At 66.2% G+C, this 16661-nt stretch carries 16 protein-coding genes; 8 read left to right on the top strand and 8 right to left on the bottom strand.

Features of this window, described 5'->3' with window-relative positions:
• The first annotated feature begins 170 nt into the window (after positions 1 to 170).
• The 4 genes from DER72_RS02110 to DER72_RS02095 all read left to right on the top strand — a co-directional run bounded on the left by DER72_RS02110 (position 171) and on the right by DER72_RS02095 (position 2847).
• Positions 171 to 698, top strand: a complete 528-nt coding sequence (locus tag DER72_RS02110; RefSeq protein ID WP_110068351.1) for a helix-turn-helix domain-containing protein — start codon at positions 171 to 173, stop codon at positions 696 to 698.
• Complete coding sequence (locus tag DER72_RS02105; RefSeq protein WP_110068350.1) at positions 695 to 1426, top strand: AzlC family ABC transporter permease; 732 nt, start codon at positions 695 to 697, stop codon at positions 1424 to 1426. The genes DER72_RS02110 and DER72_RS02105 overlap by 4 nt, the downstream gene beginning before the upstream one ends.
• Positions 1419 to 1754 (top strand): AzlD domain-containing protein, encoded by a 336-nt coding sequence (locus tag DER72_RS02100; RefSeq protein WP_110068349.1) that lies wholly within the window; start codon positions 1419 to 1421, stop codon positions 1752 to 1754. The genes DER72_RS02105 and DER72_RS02100 overlap by 8 nt, the downstream gene beginning before the upstream one ends.
• 274 nt (positions 1755 to 2028) lie before the next feature.
• On the top strand, positions 2029 to 2847 hold the full coding sequence (locus tag DER72_RS02095) for an AraC family transcriptional regulator (RefSeq protein WP_309064148.1): 819 nt from the start codon (positions 2029 to 2031) through the stop codon (positions 2845 to 2847).
• On the opposite strand, the gene DER72_RS02090 is transcribed toward DER72_RS02095, so the two are convergent.
• Together DER72_RS02090 and DER72_RS02085 are read right to left on the bottom strand one after the other, a co-directional pair.
• The gene (locus DER72_RS02090; protein WP_110068347.1) at positions 2806 to 3399 is read right to left on the bottom strand and encodes a LysE family translocator; all 594 of its coding nucleotides are present in this window, start codon (positions 3397 to 3399) and stop codon (positions 2806 to 2808) included. The two genes, DER72_RS02095 and DER72_RS02090, sit on opposite strands and share 42 nt — an antisense overlap.
• A gap of 215 nt (positions 3400 to 3614) precedes the next feature.
• Entirely contained in the window at positions 3615 to 4505 is an 891-nt protein-coding gene (locus DER72_RS02085) for a PhzF family phenazine biosynthesis protein (protein ID WP_110068346.1), read from the bottom strand.
• A gap of 312 nt (positions 4506 to 4817) precedes the next feature.
• Between DER72_RS02085 and DER72_RS02080 the strand changes: the two genes are divergently transcribed.
• Positions 4818 to 5405, top strand: a complete 588-nt coding sequence (locus DER72_RS02080; protein WP_110068345.1) for a recombinase family protein — start codon at positions 4818 to 4820, stop codon at positions 5403 to 5405.
• A 104-nt stretch (positions 5406 to 5509) separates the two neighbouring features.
• Here DER72_RS02080 and DER72_RS02075 read toward each other — a convergent pair whose 3' ends face one another.
• The 4 genes from DER72_RS02075 to DER72_RS02060 all read right to left on the bottom strand — a co-directional run bounded on the left by DER72_RS02075 (position 5510) and on the right by DER72_RS02060 (position 9196).
• Positions 5510 to 6406 carry a hypothetical protein gene (locus DER72_RS02075; protein WP_110068344.1) on the bottom strand — a complete coding sequence of 299 codons (897 nt, stop codon included), beginning with the start codon at positions 6404 to 6406 and terminating at the stop codon, positions 5510 to 5512.
• 202 nt (positions 6407 to 6608) lie between these two features.
• Positions 6609 to 7367: a class I SAM-dependent methyltransferase gene (locus DER72_RS02070; RefSeq protein ID WP_110068343.1), complete on the bottom strand. Its 759-nt coding sequence runs from the start codon at positions 7365 to 7367 to the stop codon at positions 6609 to 6611.
• 27 nt (positions 7368 to 7394) lie between these two features.
• A complete protein-coding gene (locus DER72_RS02065; protein WP_110068342.1) occupies positions 7395 to 8135 on the bottom strand; it encodes a dienelactone hydrolase family protein in 741 nt (246 codons plus the stop codon).
• A gap of 152 nt (positions 8136 to 8287) precedes the next feature.
• Positions 8288 to 9196: a LysR family transcriptional regulator gene (locus DER72_RS02060; protein WP_110068341.1), complete on the bottom strand. Its 909-nt coding sequence runs from the start codon at positions 9194 to 9196 to the stop codon at positions 8288 to 8290.
• Positions 9197 to 9360: 164 nt separating this feature from the next.
• Here DER72_RS02060 and DER72_RS02055 point away from each other — a divergent pair, with 164 nt between their 5' ends.
• The 3 genes from DER72_RS02055 to DER72_RS02045 all read left to right on the top strand — a co-directional run bounded on the left by DER72_RS02055 (position 9361) and on the right by DER72_RS02045 (position 11848).
• Entirely contained in the window at positions 9361 to 9804 is a 444-nt protein-coding gene (locus DER72_RS02055; RefSeq protein WP_110068340.1) for a DoxX family protein, read from the top strand.
• Positions 9805 to 9876: 72 nt separating this feature from the next.
• Complete coding sequence (locus tag DER72_RS02050; RefSeq protein ID WP_110068339.1) at positions 9877 to 10824, top strand: glutathione S-transferase family protein; 948 nt, start codon at positions 9877 to 9879, stop codon at positions 10822 to 10824.
• A gap of 79 nt (positions 10825 to 10903) precedes the next feature.
• On the top strand, positions 10904 to 11848 hold the full coding sequence (locus DER72_RS02045) for a pirin family protein (RefSeq protein WP_110068338.1): 945 nt from the start codon (positions 10904 to 10906) through the stop codon (positions 11846 to 11848).
• A 35-nt stretch (positions 11849 to 11883) separates the two neighbouring features.
• Here DER72_RS02045 and DER72_RS02040 read toward each other — a convergent pair whose 3' ends face one another.
• A complete protein-coding gene (locus tag DER72_RS02040; RefSeq protein ID WP_110068337.1) occupies positions 11884 to 15204 on the bottom strand; it encodes an AAA family ATPase in 3321 nt (1106 codons plus the stop codon).
• Positions 15201 to 16496, bottom strand: coding sequence for an exonuclease SbcCD subunit D C-terminal domain-containing protein (locus DER72_RS02035; protein ID WP_110068336.1), 1296 nt, complete (start codon positions 16494 to 16496; stop codon positions 15201 to 15203). Before DER72_RS02035 ends, DER72_RS02040 begins: the two co-directional genes overlap by 4 nt.
• Positions 16497 to 16661: the final 165 nt, after the last annotated feature.

The following is a 16661-nucleotide window of genomic DNA, read 5'->3' as shown; positions in this document are numbered from 1 at the left end:
TGATCAAAAAACAGCCAAACTCCACCCCAGATCCCTTTTATCCCCACCGAGCCTGGCATCTGAGGACTTCTGACTGACCCGGTGCAACATCCGGGCTAGGGGAGCGGTTGACAGGCCTCTGTTCCTTTTATAGAACGTTCTTTTAAAGGAACAACTCGAGGCCGCCCACTATGGACATGCTCTCACTCGGTACCTTGGGCCAACATCTTCAGGCTCTGCGCCTGGCGCGAGGCCTATCACTGTCGCAATTAGCCGCCGCCGCCGGCATCGCCAAGTCGAACCTGTCACGTCTTGAGCAGGGCAACGGCAACCCCACACTCGACACCATCTGGCGCCTAGCGGTGCAGTTGAAAGTCCCCTTCGGCACCCTAGTAGCACCAATCCGCGTGCCACTGGGAGAAGACGGCGTGGAGGTGCGCCTGCTTGATCAAGGCCAGGATACGCCTCAGGTCGATGCCTACTGGATGCGTTGCGCGCCCCACACCACGCGACACGCCGAGCCCCACACCTCCGGCGCGCGAGAAACCCTTACCCTGATCAGTGGCAGCCTGGAGGCCGGGCCGGAGGGTGAGACCCTGCCACTCTCCGCCGGCGACAGCCTCACCTTTGCCGCCGACCTGCCCCACCTCTACCGAACTGGAGACACCTGGGCCACGTTACTGGTCAGTGTCATCTATCATGAGGAGCCCACCTCATGAGCCTGCAAGCCGCCACCTCGCCGGTCCGACCTTGGCTTTCCGGCATGCGCGAGGCTATTCCGCTGCTGGGCGGCTATGTGCCGGTGGCCATCTCCTTCGGGCTGATCGCCACCCAAGCCGGCTTCAATGCCTGGGAGGCGGTGATCATCTCAACGTTATTTTATGCCGGCGCGTCACAGTTCCTGTTCGTCGGCATGATCGCTGCCGGATCTCCGCTGTGGCTGGTGGTGGCAATGACGCTGTTGATCAACCTGCGCCATGTGGTCTACGCCCCCAATCTGGCGCCTTGGCTAACTTCCAGCCGTTGGTGGGGCTGGTTGATGCACACCTTGACCGATCAGGTCTTCGCCCTGGCCCACGCTCGCCTGCCCCAGCTGCCGGAAGCACAGCGCCTCGGCTGGTTCACCGGTGCCGCCCTGCTGGCCTGGGCGATCTGGGTCGGCGGCACGGCGCTTGGGGCCTTGGCCGGCGGTGAGCTGGTCGCCCGCTGGGCGCTGATGGGCGAGATCCTACCCTTCGCCCTGCCCACTCTGTTTCTGGTGCTGGTGGCGCCCCGCTTCACCTCCCGGCGCTGGAGCCTGGCGTTGAGCGTTACCATCGCCAGCTCCCTGCTGCTGACGCTCCTGGGTTTGACCAACGTAGCGATTCCCCTCGCCGCCGTATGCGGCATGTTGTGTTTCCAGTTCGTGAAATTCGACACCGCCATGCAAGGAGACCACCATGAGTAATGCCCTGTGGATCGCCGTGCTAGCCGCTGCGCTAGGTACCTTGCTGATGCGCCTATTGCCGCTACTGTGGATGCAGCGCCGCCTCAAGCGGCTCGGTGACGACGCCCCCGAGGCCATGCCCCAATGGCTGAGCCTGCTTGGATCGCTGATGGTCGCCGCTGTGTTTGGAGTCTCGCTGGTGCCAGTGACACCCGGGCCCCTCGCCTGGTTGGCCACTGTCATCGGTATGCTAGCGACCCTCGCCGTCTGGTGGCGCACGCGCACCCTGGGCTGGCCGGTCGCAGCCGGGATAGCGACCTACGGGGCGGTCGTGACGTTGTTTGGATAATTTATCATCCATCAGTTGGCCGGACAGTGTGGTTGGCTGTGTGACGCCGACTCGATGGCGTTATGGTCGCTGGTTTCTCACCCAGATTGACGCACTACAGTCCACTCTATTTCATCGGAATTTATGTTGCTATGAGGCCGCCAAATTCGGATTCACGAAGCGATAATTGTTGTCACCTGCTTATTGAAGAATACGGAAAGTCGGAAACAAAATATCAGGGGAGTTATAATTTATGAGAAGTCAAAGTAAACCTCTATTCTGGCGAGAAAGTCGCATGCCTCACGTGGAGTTGCGCAATGTTGAGGACGGTCGCCAGGTGTGTTATTACCCTCACAGTCACACCCAGTGGTCGATTGGAGCCATCACTGGAGGTGAAAGCACCTTTCAGTATCGGAATGATCATTGCCGGGTGAGTGCTGGCGACCTTGTGCTCATGAATCCGGAGTGGGTCCATGCCTGCAATCCCATCGACAGTCAGCCGTGGGCGTACCTGATGCTGTATGTGGATATCGACTGGCTGACGGATTTGTGGTTTCAGGCGGGTTTACTTCCGGAACGGAAGTGGCAGGACATCCATACGGCAACAATCTCTGAGCCAATATGGTATGAACGCTATTGTCGCATGGCGGGCTGCCTTCTGGACCCGCAGCGTGAGCTTCTGGAAAAACAGACAGAGACAGTGGGGTTTCTGTCAGACTTGATGCAAGTGTTGGCAACACTACCTGAGATTCAGGATAAAAGGGCACCGCAAGCATTGGTGGTGTTGGCCAATTATCTGGATGATCATGCGGCGGAGGATGTTTCGCTCGATACGCTTTGCGAGATTTCCGGTTACAGTGCCGGCCACTTGATTCGTGCGTTCAGGCAGTATTTTGGTCTGACACCCCATGCCTACTTGGTGAACCGGCGTGTTCAACTCGGACGCCGTGAGCTGAAAAACGGCACCCCCATTGTGGAGGCGGCCATGAACGCAGGTTTTGCTGACCAACCGCACTTCCAGCGCACTTTCAAGCGTTTGATGGCCGCAACGCCAAACCAATATCGGAACGCCTCATCCCATCAGCAGATAAATGCAACTGATGGCGAGAAGTAAGGCCAATATACGATTTATAGTGACCAGTATTATAGGTTTATGAACATAGCGGCGCATAAATGCACCGGCATATACCCAGCAGGCGAGTGACAGCCAGCAGATCGGGAGATAAATTATGGCGAATAGCAGGATTTGCTGCAGGTCGTTCGCGCTGGTGTAGGCGCCTATGCCGGAAGCCGAGGCCAGCCAGGCCTTGGGGTTAAGCCACTGCATTAGCGCCCCGGTACCGAAACCGGGAGCCTTCTCTGTGCCATTCTCTGGCAGTTGGCCGCTGTCCATGACCAGTTTTACACTCAGGTACAGTAGGAAGGCTATGCCACCCAATCGCAACAACTGTTCGGCAACAGGCACTACCGTCAGAAGCGAGTAAAGGCCCAATCCCACGGCAATGAACAGCGCAGTAAAGCCCAAGGTGGCGCCGGTCACAAAGATCAGGCCTTGGGGAACCGGATAGCGTGTGCCACTGCTTAAGCAAACAAGATTAACCGGCCCAGGGGATATGGAGCTAGCCAAGGCGTAGGCAGACATGGGTAAAATCAGGGAAAGGCTCATTGATACTCTCCGCTAAGGTCACATGCAGAGTCTGCCCTGAGCGTCGAACCAGGTATTGAAAAAAATTGAGGTTGCGCCGCCTATGACTCGGTCTATTCCTGGCAATGGCTATGGCCTTCTGGAAGCCAGTATTGATGTCGTTATAGGAACGCTGATTGCTCAGCGCCTCCAAAAAACCAAATAACTTTATGCTCTTATATCCAAAAATTCGAGACTCAGTGAGAGTTTCTCAATCTGGGATATAGTGTGCCGTTACCGACGATCACTGCTTGCCCAGCGATGCGGATCAATGAAGCATTATCGTTTCGCTCTGTTTCTGCGAAGATGAGGCTGGGGCGGCCCACCTCTATTCCTTGACGGATTCTCCACTGATATAGATCAGGACGTGGTATAGCTTCTGCGAGATATCCTACCAACGCTGCTGCGGCACTCCCGGTAGCAGGGTCTTCACGAACACCGCCTTCTGTGGAGAACATGCGACTGTGTATCGAATGTTCCTGGCCAGAAGATTTTTCGAGTACATAGAGATAAATCTGTTCGTAGCCGCTAGGTGATACCCACTCCGACCAAGCTTTGGGCGAGGGCCGGGCCCGGCCTAGGGCTTCCTGGGAGTCGAGCTCGATTAGATGGTAAGGGAGTCCACAGGAAGCCAGTACTGGTTCGCTACTAATCTCTCCGGCATTGAGACCGAGCAGTTCCTCCGCGGTCGCTTGATTCAGTGTGCTGGCTTGGATCTCCACCGGCACCGCTGCGGTGAAACGGGCCAGGTCATGATCGTAGTCCACCATTAAGGATCCGACATCAGCTTTCAGCGTAAGTGGGCGGTCGCGCTTTGCCATGTCCAGCTCCGCCAGTAAGTGGGCGGTGCCTATCACCGGATGACCGGCGAAGGGCAGTTCCATGGTTGGCGTAAAGATGCGGATAGGGTAACACGCAGGAGCAATCGCCTCGCCAACGAAGACAGTCTCGGATAGGTTCAATTCGTTGGCTATGGCCTGCATCTTGTTGGAATCTAGCTCGTCGGAACGCGGAAACACCGCGAGCGGGTTTCCAGAAAATGCTCGGTCAGTGAAAACATCGAGAAGATAATAATAGTGTTTATTCATTGTTTGTCGGATCCCGTGTTATTGACTATCCGCTTGGAAACTTGGCCCCATCAGTCGGGCAGATTTAGGTGTCGCTAAATTATGATATGTTCATGCGCAGATCTCAAGCTACTAGAATTAGAAATCTATCAATAGGGAAACGTATTTGTCCAAAGCGACAACCCGCTTGCTCAGAGCTCCTGCGAATGATGTACTCTTGTCCGTCAAACGATCATTAGACGGCCAAGCCGGACATTGTCCGAGAATAGGCTTGTTTGATGGGTTGTCGGACAATAAGATAAGCGGACGGATTAACGGACAAAATGGCGGCATATGGCACTGATCGGCTATGCGCGGGTCTCGACGGCGGAGCAGGACGCCGCCTTGCAGACCGATGCGCTTCTCAAGGAAGGATGCGAGCGGATCTTCGATGACACCGTCTCCGGGGCCAAGGCGGAACGCCCCGGCCTGACGGCTGCCCTGGAATTTCTACGCGACGGTGATGTGCTGGTGGTGTGGCGACTGGATCGGCTGGGACGCTCGCTGCCGCATCTGATCGAGGTGGTCAGCACCCTGGAGGCGCGTGGTGTCGGCTTCCGGTCGCTGACCGAAGCCATCGATACCACCACGCCGGGTGGACGGTTGATCTTCCACGTGTTCGGCGCCCTGGGGCAGTTCGAGCGTGACCTGATCCGTGATCGCACCAAGGCGGGGCTGGCCGCTGCCGCCGCCCGTGGGCGCAAAGGTGGACGCAAGCCCGTCGTCACCGACGACAAGCTGAAGCGGGCAAAAGACCACCTCGCCAATGGGCTGAACGTCCGCGAGGCCGCCGCACGGATCAAGGTCAGCAAGACGGCTCTCTATGCCGCCTTGAAGGCCAGCCAGCCCGACACTCCAGCTGACCGTGCAGCCGACTCCTGACACTCCGTGCGGTCGCCTTCTGAAAATGACATCCAGAAGGTCCTGGAGGGGCGGTTTCGTGTAAAGAAAATGCGTAAAGTTTTCTATGTTAAGAAAAGGGGCGTTTAATTTTGCACTGGTGCTGGCTGAGCACTGCGTTCCTCGAAGTGGAAGGCATTCTGCTGAGTGCTCCATCCGCACAGGAGGTATCGGCAGGGCGACCCATGCGGGTAGACATCAATGGACTCTTTCAGACGCTCGAAGACAGCCTCGACCTCTTCCTGGGTCTGTACCTGGAAGACCATCAGCTTGTGGTCAGCCTGGGCCTGGAGGAGCTTGTTGAAGTCGTAGCGGATGCCCCAGAGACGGTTGTCGGACATCTCGATCTCTACCGCCAATGGTATGCCGACCAGGTTTCGGTTGGCATCCAAGCGACGCCACACCAGGTCATAGAGCCATTCTCCGCGGCTACCAGCCGGTAGCACCTGAAACCCGAGGCGCTGACCTTCTTCAGCCAGAGCAGTCTTGATGGCCCTGTTCTTGTCGGGGCTCAGCCAAATCTCGCGCTTCCATTGCGACGTATCACCTTCGTGCTTCTCAGCGGCTTGGGCCTTCTTCCACTCGATAGCCTCGTACTGCACAAGGCCCAACCGCTCGATCAGCCATGGGATCAGGTCCCAGTCATCCCGGCGCGCATCGGCCGCATCGCGAGAAGCACCTTCAGGCAGCCACTCCAGCACTACCTTACCGCTCCCCAGACGCAGGATGCCGTCATGGGCCTGCTCGGCGCCGTGGGCCGAGCGCTCATCCATCATGTCATCCAGCAGGCCGATCAGCGCGTCACGCAGGCCGCTAGCCTTGAGCGCTTCATAGTCCGCGTCTTCGAAGAACGGCGTGGCGACATCGAGGCGTCCATCGTCATTGATGGCACCGAAGACTAGCTCGCCGCGTAGCGCTTGGCGTTGGTCGTACTGAGAAACCAATGCTTCCAGTCGGCGCAGCTCTTCGTCCTTGGCGTTCATCTTCTAGCTCCCTGCCTGTTCACGTTGCTGACATGCTACCACTGTGGGTCTGTGTGGGAGGAGCAAGTCCTTGGCAGAGCCTACTGCTTGGATCACCATGTAAAGAAAACCAAGGTTTGCTTAACAGCAGCCGTGCTGAGTTGGTGGTTCCGGCTGAAAGGCCGCTCCTGGCCGCAAGCGGCTGTCTATTGCCCTGGCTTCGTCACCCCTCGGCAACCTTCCTGGCGATATAGAACCCATAGCCGAAATACTCGCCATAGCGTTCGTACAGTTCGATCTCCTGCTGCTGCTCCTCGACGATGGCTCGGGCGACGGGGCTGTTGCCATGGTCCTCGAGGAAGGCCGGGACGCGCTCCTGCAGCGGGCGGTAGTAGTGCTCTCGCCAGCAGTGTGGCGGCAGCACGAAGTAGCCGAGCGGTGAATAGCCGTGGCGCTCCAGCACGGCGAGCTTGGCCGAGGCGGTGTCCACTTCGGGGTACTGGGCGCGCCAGAAGGCGTCGAGCTCGGCCGGTCGCTGTTCGGTGAGCCAGGTGAGTTCGGAGACCGCCAGGACCCCGCCGGGCTTGAGAAAGCGGCGCCACTCGCGCACGCCGCGGGCAAAGCCGATGTTGTAGATCGCCCCTTCAGACCAGATGGCATCCAGCGATTCCGGCGCGAAGTCGAGCGCCTCCATGGAGGCGTGGCGGGGAGTGATGCGCTCGGCCAGGCCAGCCTCGAGGGCGCGGGCCTTCAAGATGTCGAGAAATGGCTCGAGGAAATCCGCCGCCACGATCTGGGCATCGAGCGCCTCGGCGAGCACCAGGGTGGAGGCGCCGGTGCCGCAGCCCAGATCGGCGATGGCGAGGTCGCGCCGCCCGCAGAGCCCAGCGAGCTGGAGCGCGAGCCGGGTTTCAGCCTGGCCGCCGGGCCCCTGGCGTTCGTTGTGGCGGTGCAGGTCGGCCAGTAGCTCCAGTTCGTCCATGGCGGGCTCGCTCTTCGGGTGTCGGCGCTACAGGGTCTCTTCCAGCAGCATGGCCAGCCGCCGGTGGTGCAGGGCGTCGGTGGCGGCGTCATAGGAGGGGGCGTCCTTGGCGGTGAAGCCGTGGGCGGCGCCCCGGTAGAGCTCGGTGATGAAGTGCACGCCGGCCGCAGCCAGGGCTTCGTCCATGCGGGCGATCTGCTCGGCCGGCAGCAGTTCGTCCTGGTCGGCGTGGCCGAGATAGACGCGCCCCTGGATGCGGTTGACCACGTTGACGGGGCTCGCCGGGTCGCCGGCCTCCGCCAGCCGGGCCGAGTGGAAGCCGGCCGCGGCGGCAACGCGGTCGGGGTAGTCGGCCGCCATGCGCAGGGCGAAGGCGCCGGTCATGCAGTAGCCCACCACACCGATCTTGCCCGCGGCGAATTCGGGTTCGCCATCGAGGCAGCCGAGCAGGGCAGCGAAGTCGCGGGACTGCGCCTCGGGCGTGAGGTGAGCGGCATAGCCGAACAGCGTCGGGCGCACGTCCGGGTCGCGGAAGGACTTGCCCTCCGGCACCACGACCCCGCGGGCATCGCGGTAGTAGACGTTGGGCATCAGCACCGCATAGCCGTTGTCGGCGATGCGCTGGGCCTTCTCGTGATAGCAGGGGCGCAGGCCGCCGATATCGGTGAACAGCACCACGGCCGGGAGGGGGCCTTCGGCGCCTGCGGGCGTGAAGAGATGGGCGTCGATGGTGCCGTCGGCGGCGGGGATATCGAGGGCGCGAGACATGAGCGGGCTCCGAGTGGCGGTGGGGGAGGGCGGCGGGGGTCTCTGACAAGAGTGTCATCTAACCAGAGCCTGGCCCCGCCGGTCACCCTTCGCATTTGGCCCCTGAGCACCAGCGGCGTGCGGGTGATGGCAAGAGCGAGGGTGGCCCCGCCTCAGAAGCGATCCCAGTAGGGCGGGTCGCCGAAGTACCCCTCCAGGAAGTCCACGAAGTGGCGCACCTTGCTGGCCAGCAGCTGGCGGTGGGCGTACACCGCATAGAGCCCGAGCGATTCGGGCTCATGCTCGGGCAGCACGATCGCGAGCCGCCCCTGGCGGATGGCGTCGCCGCAGAGGAAGGTCGGCTGCAGGGCGATACCGGCCCCCCCCACGGCGGCCTCCACCAGCACGTCGCCGTTGTTGCTGGTCAGCTCGCTGCCCGTTCTTCCTCCGCCGCCGCTGCGTGGCAGCCACTTCAGCAGCGGTTCCTGACTCTCCTCCATGTAGCGGTAGCGCAGGAAGCGGTGCCCGGCGAGCTCCCTCGGGTGCTCGGGCGTGCCTTGGGCCGCCAGGTAGCCGGGCGAGGCGCACAGCACCAGGCGCACCGGTGCGATACGCCGGGCGATCAGCGAGGAGCTCTTCAGCCGCCCGATGCGCAGGGCGATATCGAACCCCTCCTCGACGATATCCACCTTGCGGTCGTTGAGCTGCAGGTCGATGTCCACGGCGGGGTGGGCCCGCTGGAAGTCGTTGATCAGCGGCGCCAGGTGGCGGATAGCGAAGGAGACCGGGGCACTGATGCGCAGCCGCCCGCGGGCCTGGCCCTGCAGCTCGCCAAGCTCGCTCTCCATGTCGTCGATCTCGGCCAGCACCTGCTCGGCGCGCTGCCGATAGGCGGCCCCCGCCTCGGTCAGGTGCAGCCGGCGGGTGGTGCGGTTGAGCAGGCGCACCCCCAGGTGCTCTTCCAGCTGCGAGACATACTTGCTGACCAGCTGCGGGGAGAGCGCCAGGCGCTCGGCGGCTCGGGTGAAGCTCCCCTCGGCCACCACGGTGACGAAGGTGCGCATGGCGTCGAGGCGGTCCATGGCGGGCTCCTGCGGAAGGGGGGAGTGGTGATTATCAACATTTTATTGATAGTCATGCAATGTCTTCGCGCTTATTCCGCCTTATTGGCGAGAGTAGAGTGGCCTCATCGCTCGAGGCCACCCGCCGCCTCGGCTCCCCGAGACACCCTGATGAGGAAGACCCCATGAAGACCCAGCTCGTGAAGTCCCTGTTCGACACCACCGGCGGCTACGGCGCCCTGGCCCTGCGCATCCCCGTTGGCCTGATACTGGCCGCCCACGGCGCCCAGAAGCTCTTCGGCTGGTTCGGCGGCCATGGCCTGGCGGGCACCGCCCAGTGGATGGAGAGCATCGGGCTGGCACCCGGCCTGCTGATGGCGCTGCTGGCCGGCGGTGCGGAATTCTTCGGCGGCCTGGCGCTGATGCTCGGCCTGCTGACCCGCCCCGCGGCGCTGGTCTCCGCCTTCACCATGCTGGTGGCGATCTTCAGCGTGCATATCAGCCACGGTCTGTTCATCGCCAACGGCGGCTACGAGTTCGCCCTGGCCCTGCTCGCCGCCACCGTGGCGCTCACCCTTCAGGGCGCCGGCCGGTTCTCGCTGGATGGCCTGGTCGCGAAGCGGTTCTGAGCCGACTAAGCGGCTGACCCGACCCGGCACCCGCCCATGACGGCGGGTGCCTCACCACCTGGAGGACGCAACATGCTGGTCAACGGCATCTGGCAGGAGAACTGGCAGCCGGTTCAGGCGAAGGACGACGAGGGGCGCTTCATTCGCCAGACCTCGACCTTCCGCCACTGGATCACCCCGGACGGCACCCCCGGCCCCACCGGCAGGGGCGGCTTCAAGGCCGAGCCCGGGCGCTATCACCTCTATGTCGCCTATATCTGCCCTTGGGCCTCCCGGGTCCTGATGGCACGCCGGCTCAAGGGGCTCGAGGCGCTGATCGGCGTCACCGTGGTCAACCCGCGCCTCACCGACCAGGGCTGGCAGTTCGGTGGCTTTCCCGGCGCCGACGAGGACCCCCATCACGGCGCCCGCTACCTGCATGAGCTCTATACCCGCGCCGACCCCGAGGTCAGCGGCCGCGCCACGGTGCCGGTGCTGTGGGACACCCACACCGACACCCTCGTCAACAACGAGTCGGCCGATATCCTGCGCATGCTCAACGGCGCCTTCTCGCATCTGGTCGACCGGGGACCGGACCTCTATCCCGACCACCTGGCCGCGGAGATCGACGCCCTCAACAACGTCATCTACACCGAGCTGAACAACGGCGTCTACCAGGCCGGCTTCGCCTCCAGCCAGCCGGCCTATGAGGAGGCCTACGGCAAGGTCTTCGCCCGGCTCGATGCGCTGGAGGCGCGCCTCGGCGACGGGCGCTCCTATCTGTTCGGCGAGGCACTGACCGAAAGCGATATCCGCCTCTTCGTGACCCTGGTGCGCTTCGATGCGGCCTACCACGGGCTCTTCAAGTGCAACCGCAACACCCTGAGTGACATGCCGGCCCTGCACGCCTATCTGCACCGCCTCCTGGCGCTGGAGGGCATCGCCGAGACGGTCAACCTCGAGCACATCAAGGCGGGCTACTACTCCATCAAGGCGCTGAACCCGACCGGGATCGTGCCCGTGGGCCCTGCCGCCCTCTGAGCCCGGGAAATCCCGGCGGACGGCAAGCCCACGGCGGGCTATGGTGAGGTCAGAAGGCCACGAACCCGAGGAGCACCCCATGAGCAACCAGATCAAGGACGCCGCGGCGTCGTCATCGCTGGACTGCCCGGTGGTGGAGGGCCGGCGCCAGGTGCAGCATGTGCCGGCACGCAAGGCCGAGGTGGGCGGCATTCCCATCCACCGGGTGCTGCCCTCGCGGCAGCGGCGCCTGGTGGGGGCCTGGTGCTTCCTGGATCACGCCGGGCCTGCGGTCTTCAAGGGCAACAGCCGCGGCATGCAGGTGGGGCCGCACCCCCATATCGGCCTGCAGACCTTCACCTGGATGATCGCCGGCGAGGTGCTGCACCGCGACAGCCTGGGCAGCGAGCAGGTGATCCGCCCGGGCCAGGTCAACCTGATGACCGCCGGGCGCGGCATCAGCCACACCGAGCAGTCGCTGCCGGAGGACCCGCAGCTCCATGCGGCCCAGCTGTGGATCGCCCTGCCGCACGCCCATCGCGATACCGCGCCGCGCTTCGACCACTACCCCGAGCTGCCGACCTGGCAGGAGGAGGGCGTCACCCTGACGCTGCTGGTGGGTGAGCTGGCCGGCCGCGAGGCGCCCACGCTCACCTTTTCGCCCCTGGTGGGGGTGGACCTCGCCGTCGAGTGCGAGGCAACGCTGACCCTGCCGCTGCGGCCCGAGTTCGAGTACGCCCTGCTGCCCCTGGAGGGCGCGCCGAGCCTGGAAGGGGAGGCGCTCGCCGTGGACGAGCTGGCCTACCTGGGCCGCGGGCGCGATGCGATGACCCTGGCCCTGCCGGCAGGCGCCCGAGTGCTGCTGATCGGCGGCGAGCCGCTGGGCGAGGAGGTGCTGATCTGGTGGAACTTCGTCGGCCACAGCAAGGCGGAGATCGTCGAGGCTCAGCGCGAATGGGAAGCCGGCGGCGAGCGCTTCGGCCGCGTTGCCGGCTTCAGCGACGAGGAGCGGCTGATGCCGCCGCCGCTGCCCTGGAGGGAGTAGGCCCCGGGGCGACCACCGAGCCCCCGGGTAGCCTCTCAGGCGCTGACGATGCGCGCGCGGCTGGTGCCGTTGCCCTGCGGTTCCACTCTTATCTGCACCGGGATGCGCTCGTGCATCTCCTGCACGTGGGAGATCACTCCCACCCGGCGGCCCAGCGCCTGCAGGCCGTCCAGCGCCTCCATGGCCAGGGCCAGCGACTGCGGGTCCAGGCTGCCGAACCCCTCGTCGATAAACAGCGACTCGATGGTGAGCTCGCCGGAGGCCATGGAGGCGAGCCCCAGGGCGAGCGCCAGGGAGACCAGGAAGGTCTCGCCGCCGGAAAGCGAGTGCACCGAGCGCGTCTCGTCGCCCATGTCCTGATCCACCACCAGCAGGCCCAAGGGCGATCCGCCCCGCGCCAGGCGGTAGCGGCGGGTCAGCCCCGCCAGGTGGGAGTTGGCGTGCTCCAGCAGCTGCTCCAGGTTGTAGGCCTGGGCGATGCGCCGGAACACCTTGCCGTCGGCGGAGCCGATCAGCTCGCTGATCCGGCCCCAGCGGCGGTACTCGGCCCGGGCGGCTCCCAGCTCGCCTTGGCCGGCCCGCTGCCGCTCACGGCGGCGGTCGTCGTCGGCCAGCGCGAAGGCGGCGGCGTCACGCTCGCCCTGGGCGGCCGCCAGCCGCGGGGCGAGCTCGGCCTGGCGCGCCGCCAGTGCCTCCCGGCGCTGGGCGATTGCCTCGGCGGTGCGCTCGCTCAGCAGCGCCTCGTCGTCGGTCTCTTCCTCTTCTGACCCTGGCTCGCCCAGCCCCCCGTCGCGGCGGTGGGCGAGCAGCGCCCGGCGCCGCTCGGCCAGGGCGGCGCCGGCCTGCTGGCGAGCCTGGTCGGCCGCCTCGATGTTGCGCTCCTCCTCCCGGGCCTCGGCGTCGTCCTGGGCCAGCAACCGCGCGAGGGTAGCGTCGTCCAGCGCGGGGTGCTGGGCCCGCCAGTCGGCGAGTTCGCGGGCGAGGTCGTCGCGCTCCTGCTGCAGGGCGTTGAGCCGCTCCGCCAGGTGCTCCTGTCGCTGGGCCAGGCGCTGCTGCGCCTGTTCGGCGGCGTGGCGGCGGGCCAGCGCGCCGTCCCGGGCCTGACGGGCCTCGGCCTCGGTGGCGTTGAGTCGCTGCTGCCACGCCTCCGCCGAGGCGTGCTCGCCGAGCAGGGCGCGCAGGGCACGCTGGGTGTCGTCATGCTGGCGCTGCAGCTCGGGGAGGTGCCGTTCCAGTTCCGCCAGGTCGCGGTCGGCCCTGGCCTTATCGCCCTCCAGGCGAGTGAGGGCCAGCTCACCCTGGCGCAGCGACTCCTCCAGGGGGGCGAGCTCGGCCTCGGCCCGGGCCAGTGCTTCGAGGTTCTGCTGGGCCTGCCGGCGGCTCGCCTCGCTCTCGTGGCGTCGGGTCTGCAGCCAGGCCGCCCGGGCCGGCGCTTCCACGGCGTCGAGCTCGTCGTGGAGCGGGTGCTCCCTCAGGCCCGTGCGGGCCTCCGCCAGGCGCGCTTCGGCGCCTGCCAGCGTCCGCTCGCCCTGGGCAAGGGCGGCCTCCAGGGCGCGGTACTCGCCCAGCAGGGTGTCGCGCCGGGCCTGGGCATCGTCGCGGGCCTGCCGGGCGGCCTCGAGCTGGCGCCCCTCCTCGGCCTCCTGGGCGGCGAGCTGAGCCGCCTCGGGGGTGGCCGGTGGCTGATGGCGCCAGGGGTGGTCCTGCCCACCGCAGACGGGACAGGGCTCGCCTTCCCGCAGGCCATCGCGCAGCCGGGCCACGCTCTCGCTGCGTACGGCGCGGCTGCGCTCGATCAGGGCGGTGACGCTCTCCAGGTGGCCCTGGGCCCGGTCGAGGGCCTGGCGAGCCGTCTGCCCCTCGGCCAGCAGGCGCTCGCGCCGCTCGCGGTCGGTCGTTTGCTGGTGAGCCTGGTGGCGGCACGCCTCTTCGGCACGCTGGTATTCCTGCCAGCGGCTGGCCAGCGCCTCCAGGGCGAGGGTGCGAGCGGCGGCCCGATCGTGGGCCTGCTGGCCGGCCTGGCGGGCGGCCGCCAGGTGTGAGTGCTCACCCACCAGCTCGGCCAGGGCCGCCTGCCACTGACGCTGCTGCTCATGGCGCTTCTGCTGGGCGGCCTGCTCGCGCTGGTGGTCGTCACTCAGCTTGGCGGCCTGCGCCCGGGCTTGGGTGAGCTGGGTCTCGCACTCGGCCAGCTCGCGCTGGCGCTGGCTGAGGGCGTGCTGGTGCGCCCGGGCCTCATGAAGGGCCGGTTCGGCGCGCTGGCGTGCCTCGCCGGCGTGCGTGAGGGCCTGCTCGGCCTCGGCCAGGGCGCGCCCGGCGGCCTTGTGCTCGGCCTCGGCGGTGGCCAGTGCCGCGTCGGTCTCGCGCCGGGTTGCCGCCAGGGCGTCGAGCTCGGCGGGCAGGGCCGCCTGGCGGGCCAGGGCGTGCCGCCGGGGGGCGATCAGCCGGCGCCAGTCGCGGTCGCGGCGGGCCTCGGCGAGCCCCTGCCAGGTCGCCTCGGCGGCCTGCTGTTGCGCCAGGCCCTCGGCATGGGCCGCGTGGCGCCGGTCGTCCTCCTCGTGCCAGCGGCGCGTCGCCTGGAGCGACTCTGCCTGGGTCTGCAGGTGAGTGAGGGCTTGCTGGGTGGCCTCGGCGGCACGCTCGAACTCTGCACGGGCTTCGGGCTCGGCGGGCAGATCGTCGGCAAGCTTCGCCTCCAGGGCCTCCACCGTCTTTCGCGCCTCGCTGGCGCGGCGGTAGGCGGCCATGGAGATCTCGGAGTACTCGGCGGTGCCGGTGAGGCGCTCCAGCAGGTCGCTTCGGGCGTTGTCGTCGGCCTGGAGGAAGGCGGCGAACTCGCTCTGGGCCAGCAGCACGGCGCGGGTGAACTGGTCGAAGGTGAGCCCCAGTCGCTCCGGCAGCAGGCGCTCGAACTCGCGCTTCTGGGCGGTCAGCAGGCGCTCGTCGTCGAGGTCGGTGAGCGATTGCTCCGCCGCCTGCAGGCGGCCGGTGGCCTTCTCCCGGGCGCGGCGCACCGCCCAGCGGGCGCGGTAGCGGCGTCCGTCGCGGCCCAGGAAATCCACCTCGGCGTAGCCGCTGGCGGTGCCGCGGCGCAGCAGGGTGCGGGCATCGCTGGTGGTGAGGCGGGAGTCCGGGGTGTCATCGATCTGGCTGTCACGGGCCGGCGCCTGGCGCAGCCGCGGGGTGCTGCCGTAAAGCGCCAGGCACAGGGCGTCGAGAAGGGTGCTCTTGCCGGCGCCGGTGGGGCCGGTGATGGCGAACAGGCCGGCGTCGCTGAGCGGCGAGGCGGTGAAGTCGAGCTCGAGGGGCCCCGGCAGCGAGGCCAGGTTCTCCAGGCGCAGGGCAAGGATCTTCATGGCTGCGCCTCCCGGCCACTCGCCTCGCTGTCGCCGGCGTCCAGCACCTCCTGGCGCAGGCGGTCGAAGTCGGCCAGCACGTCGTCGCCCGGCGGCTCGCCCCAGCGCGCCTCCCAGGTGCGCTCGAAGAGCCTGCGCGGGCCCAGGCTCTCCAGGTCGACCCGGGCCGCGGCGGCGTCTCCCTCGACGGTGGGCAGGCGGCGCTCCAGGCGCAGCAGGCGCACCGCCTTGTCCTTGAGTGCGGTCTCCACCCGGGCGCGCAGGTCGGGGAGGGGGGCCTCGAGCGCGACCCGCACCTCCAGCCAGGGCCAGCGCTCCTTCGGCAGCGCCGGGTCGTCCTCCAGGGCCTCGAGCTCGGCCAGCACGCTATCGATGGGGCCGGGGCCAATACGATGCATGGCCACGGGGCGCGGTACCGGGATCGCCGTGGCCTCGGCCAGCGACTCGCCGTCCAGGGTCACCTCCACCACCTGGTGGGGGTAGGCCACCTCGCTGAAGTCCAGCGGCAGGGGGCTGCCGCTGTAGCGGATGCGCGCCTCGCCCACCTGCTGGGCGCGGTGCAGGTGGCCCAGTGCCACGTAGGCGATGGCCGGGGGAAAGAGGGCGGCGGAGATCGATTCCTCGCCGCCGATCACGATGGGTCGCTCGCTGGCCTCGGAGACCGCCGCACCGTGCAGGTGTGCGTGGCTCATGGCCACCAGTGCCTGGCCCGGTTCGCGGCGCGCCTCGGCGGCGGCGATCAGTTGGCGATGCACCCGGGTGATACCGGCCACGTAGTCATTCGCGTCGGCGGCGTCGCCGGGCCCGCTGTCGTCGTCGCGGCTTGCCAGCGCCGCGCCGGTCACTTCGGCGGGGCGCAGGAAGGGCAGCGCCAGGCACCAGGCGAGGGTCTCGCCGGCGGCGTCGGTGAGCGGCACCAGCAGGCGCTCGGCATCGAGGCGGCCGTCGTCGAGCCAGCTCACCCGCCCCAGGGCGTGGGTGCGCAGCCGGCGCATCAGCGGGGCGGGCAGCTCTATGCGGTTGCCGCTGTCGTGGTTGCCGGCGATCAGTACGATATCCAGCCGCGGCAGCCGCTCGTGGGCGGAGACGATGAAGTCGTAGAGCAGCTCCTGGGCGGCAAGCGAGGGGTTGACCACGTCGAAGATGTCGCCGGCCACCAGCAGGGCGTCGGCCTGGCGCGCGGCCAGGGTGTCGAGCAGCCAGGCGAGAAAGGCGCGGTGCTCGGCGTGGCGCTCCTGGCCGTGGAACGTCTGGCCAAGGTGCCAGTCGGCGGTATGAATCAGCGTCAACATGATCGGCGGGGCTCCCTTCCCTGGCGGGCATCGAAAGGCGATAGTCTACGCCACTGGAAGCGGCGGTTCAGGAGCCCGCTGAGACATCCCTCCGGAGCTGATCTGGCGACAAGCCTCTGAGGAGGCGCTGTGAACCCCTCCCTGGGCGCTACCGACGCCATCCCT

The sequence above is a fragment of the Halomonas sp. A11-A genome, from assembly GCF_003182195.1.
Classification (GTDB): Bacteria; Pseudomonadota; Gammaproteobacteria; order Pseudomonadales; family Halomonadaceae; genus Halomonas; species Halomonas alkalicola.
This window is presented reverse-complemented; position numbering and strand designations above follow the sequence as displayed.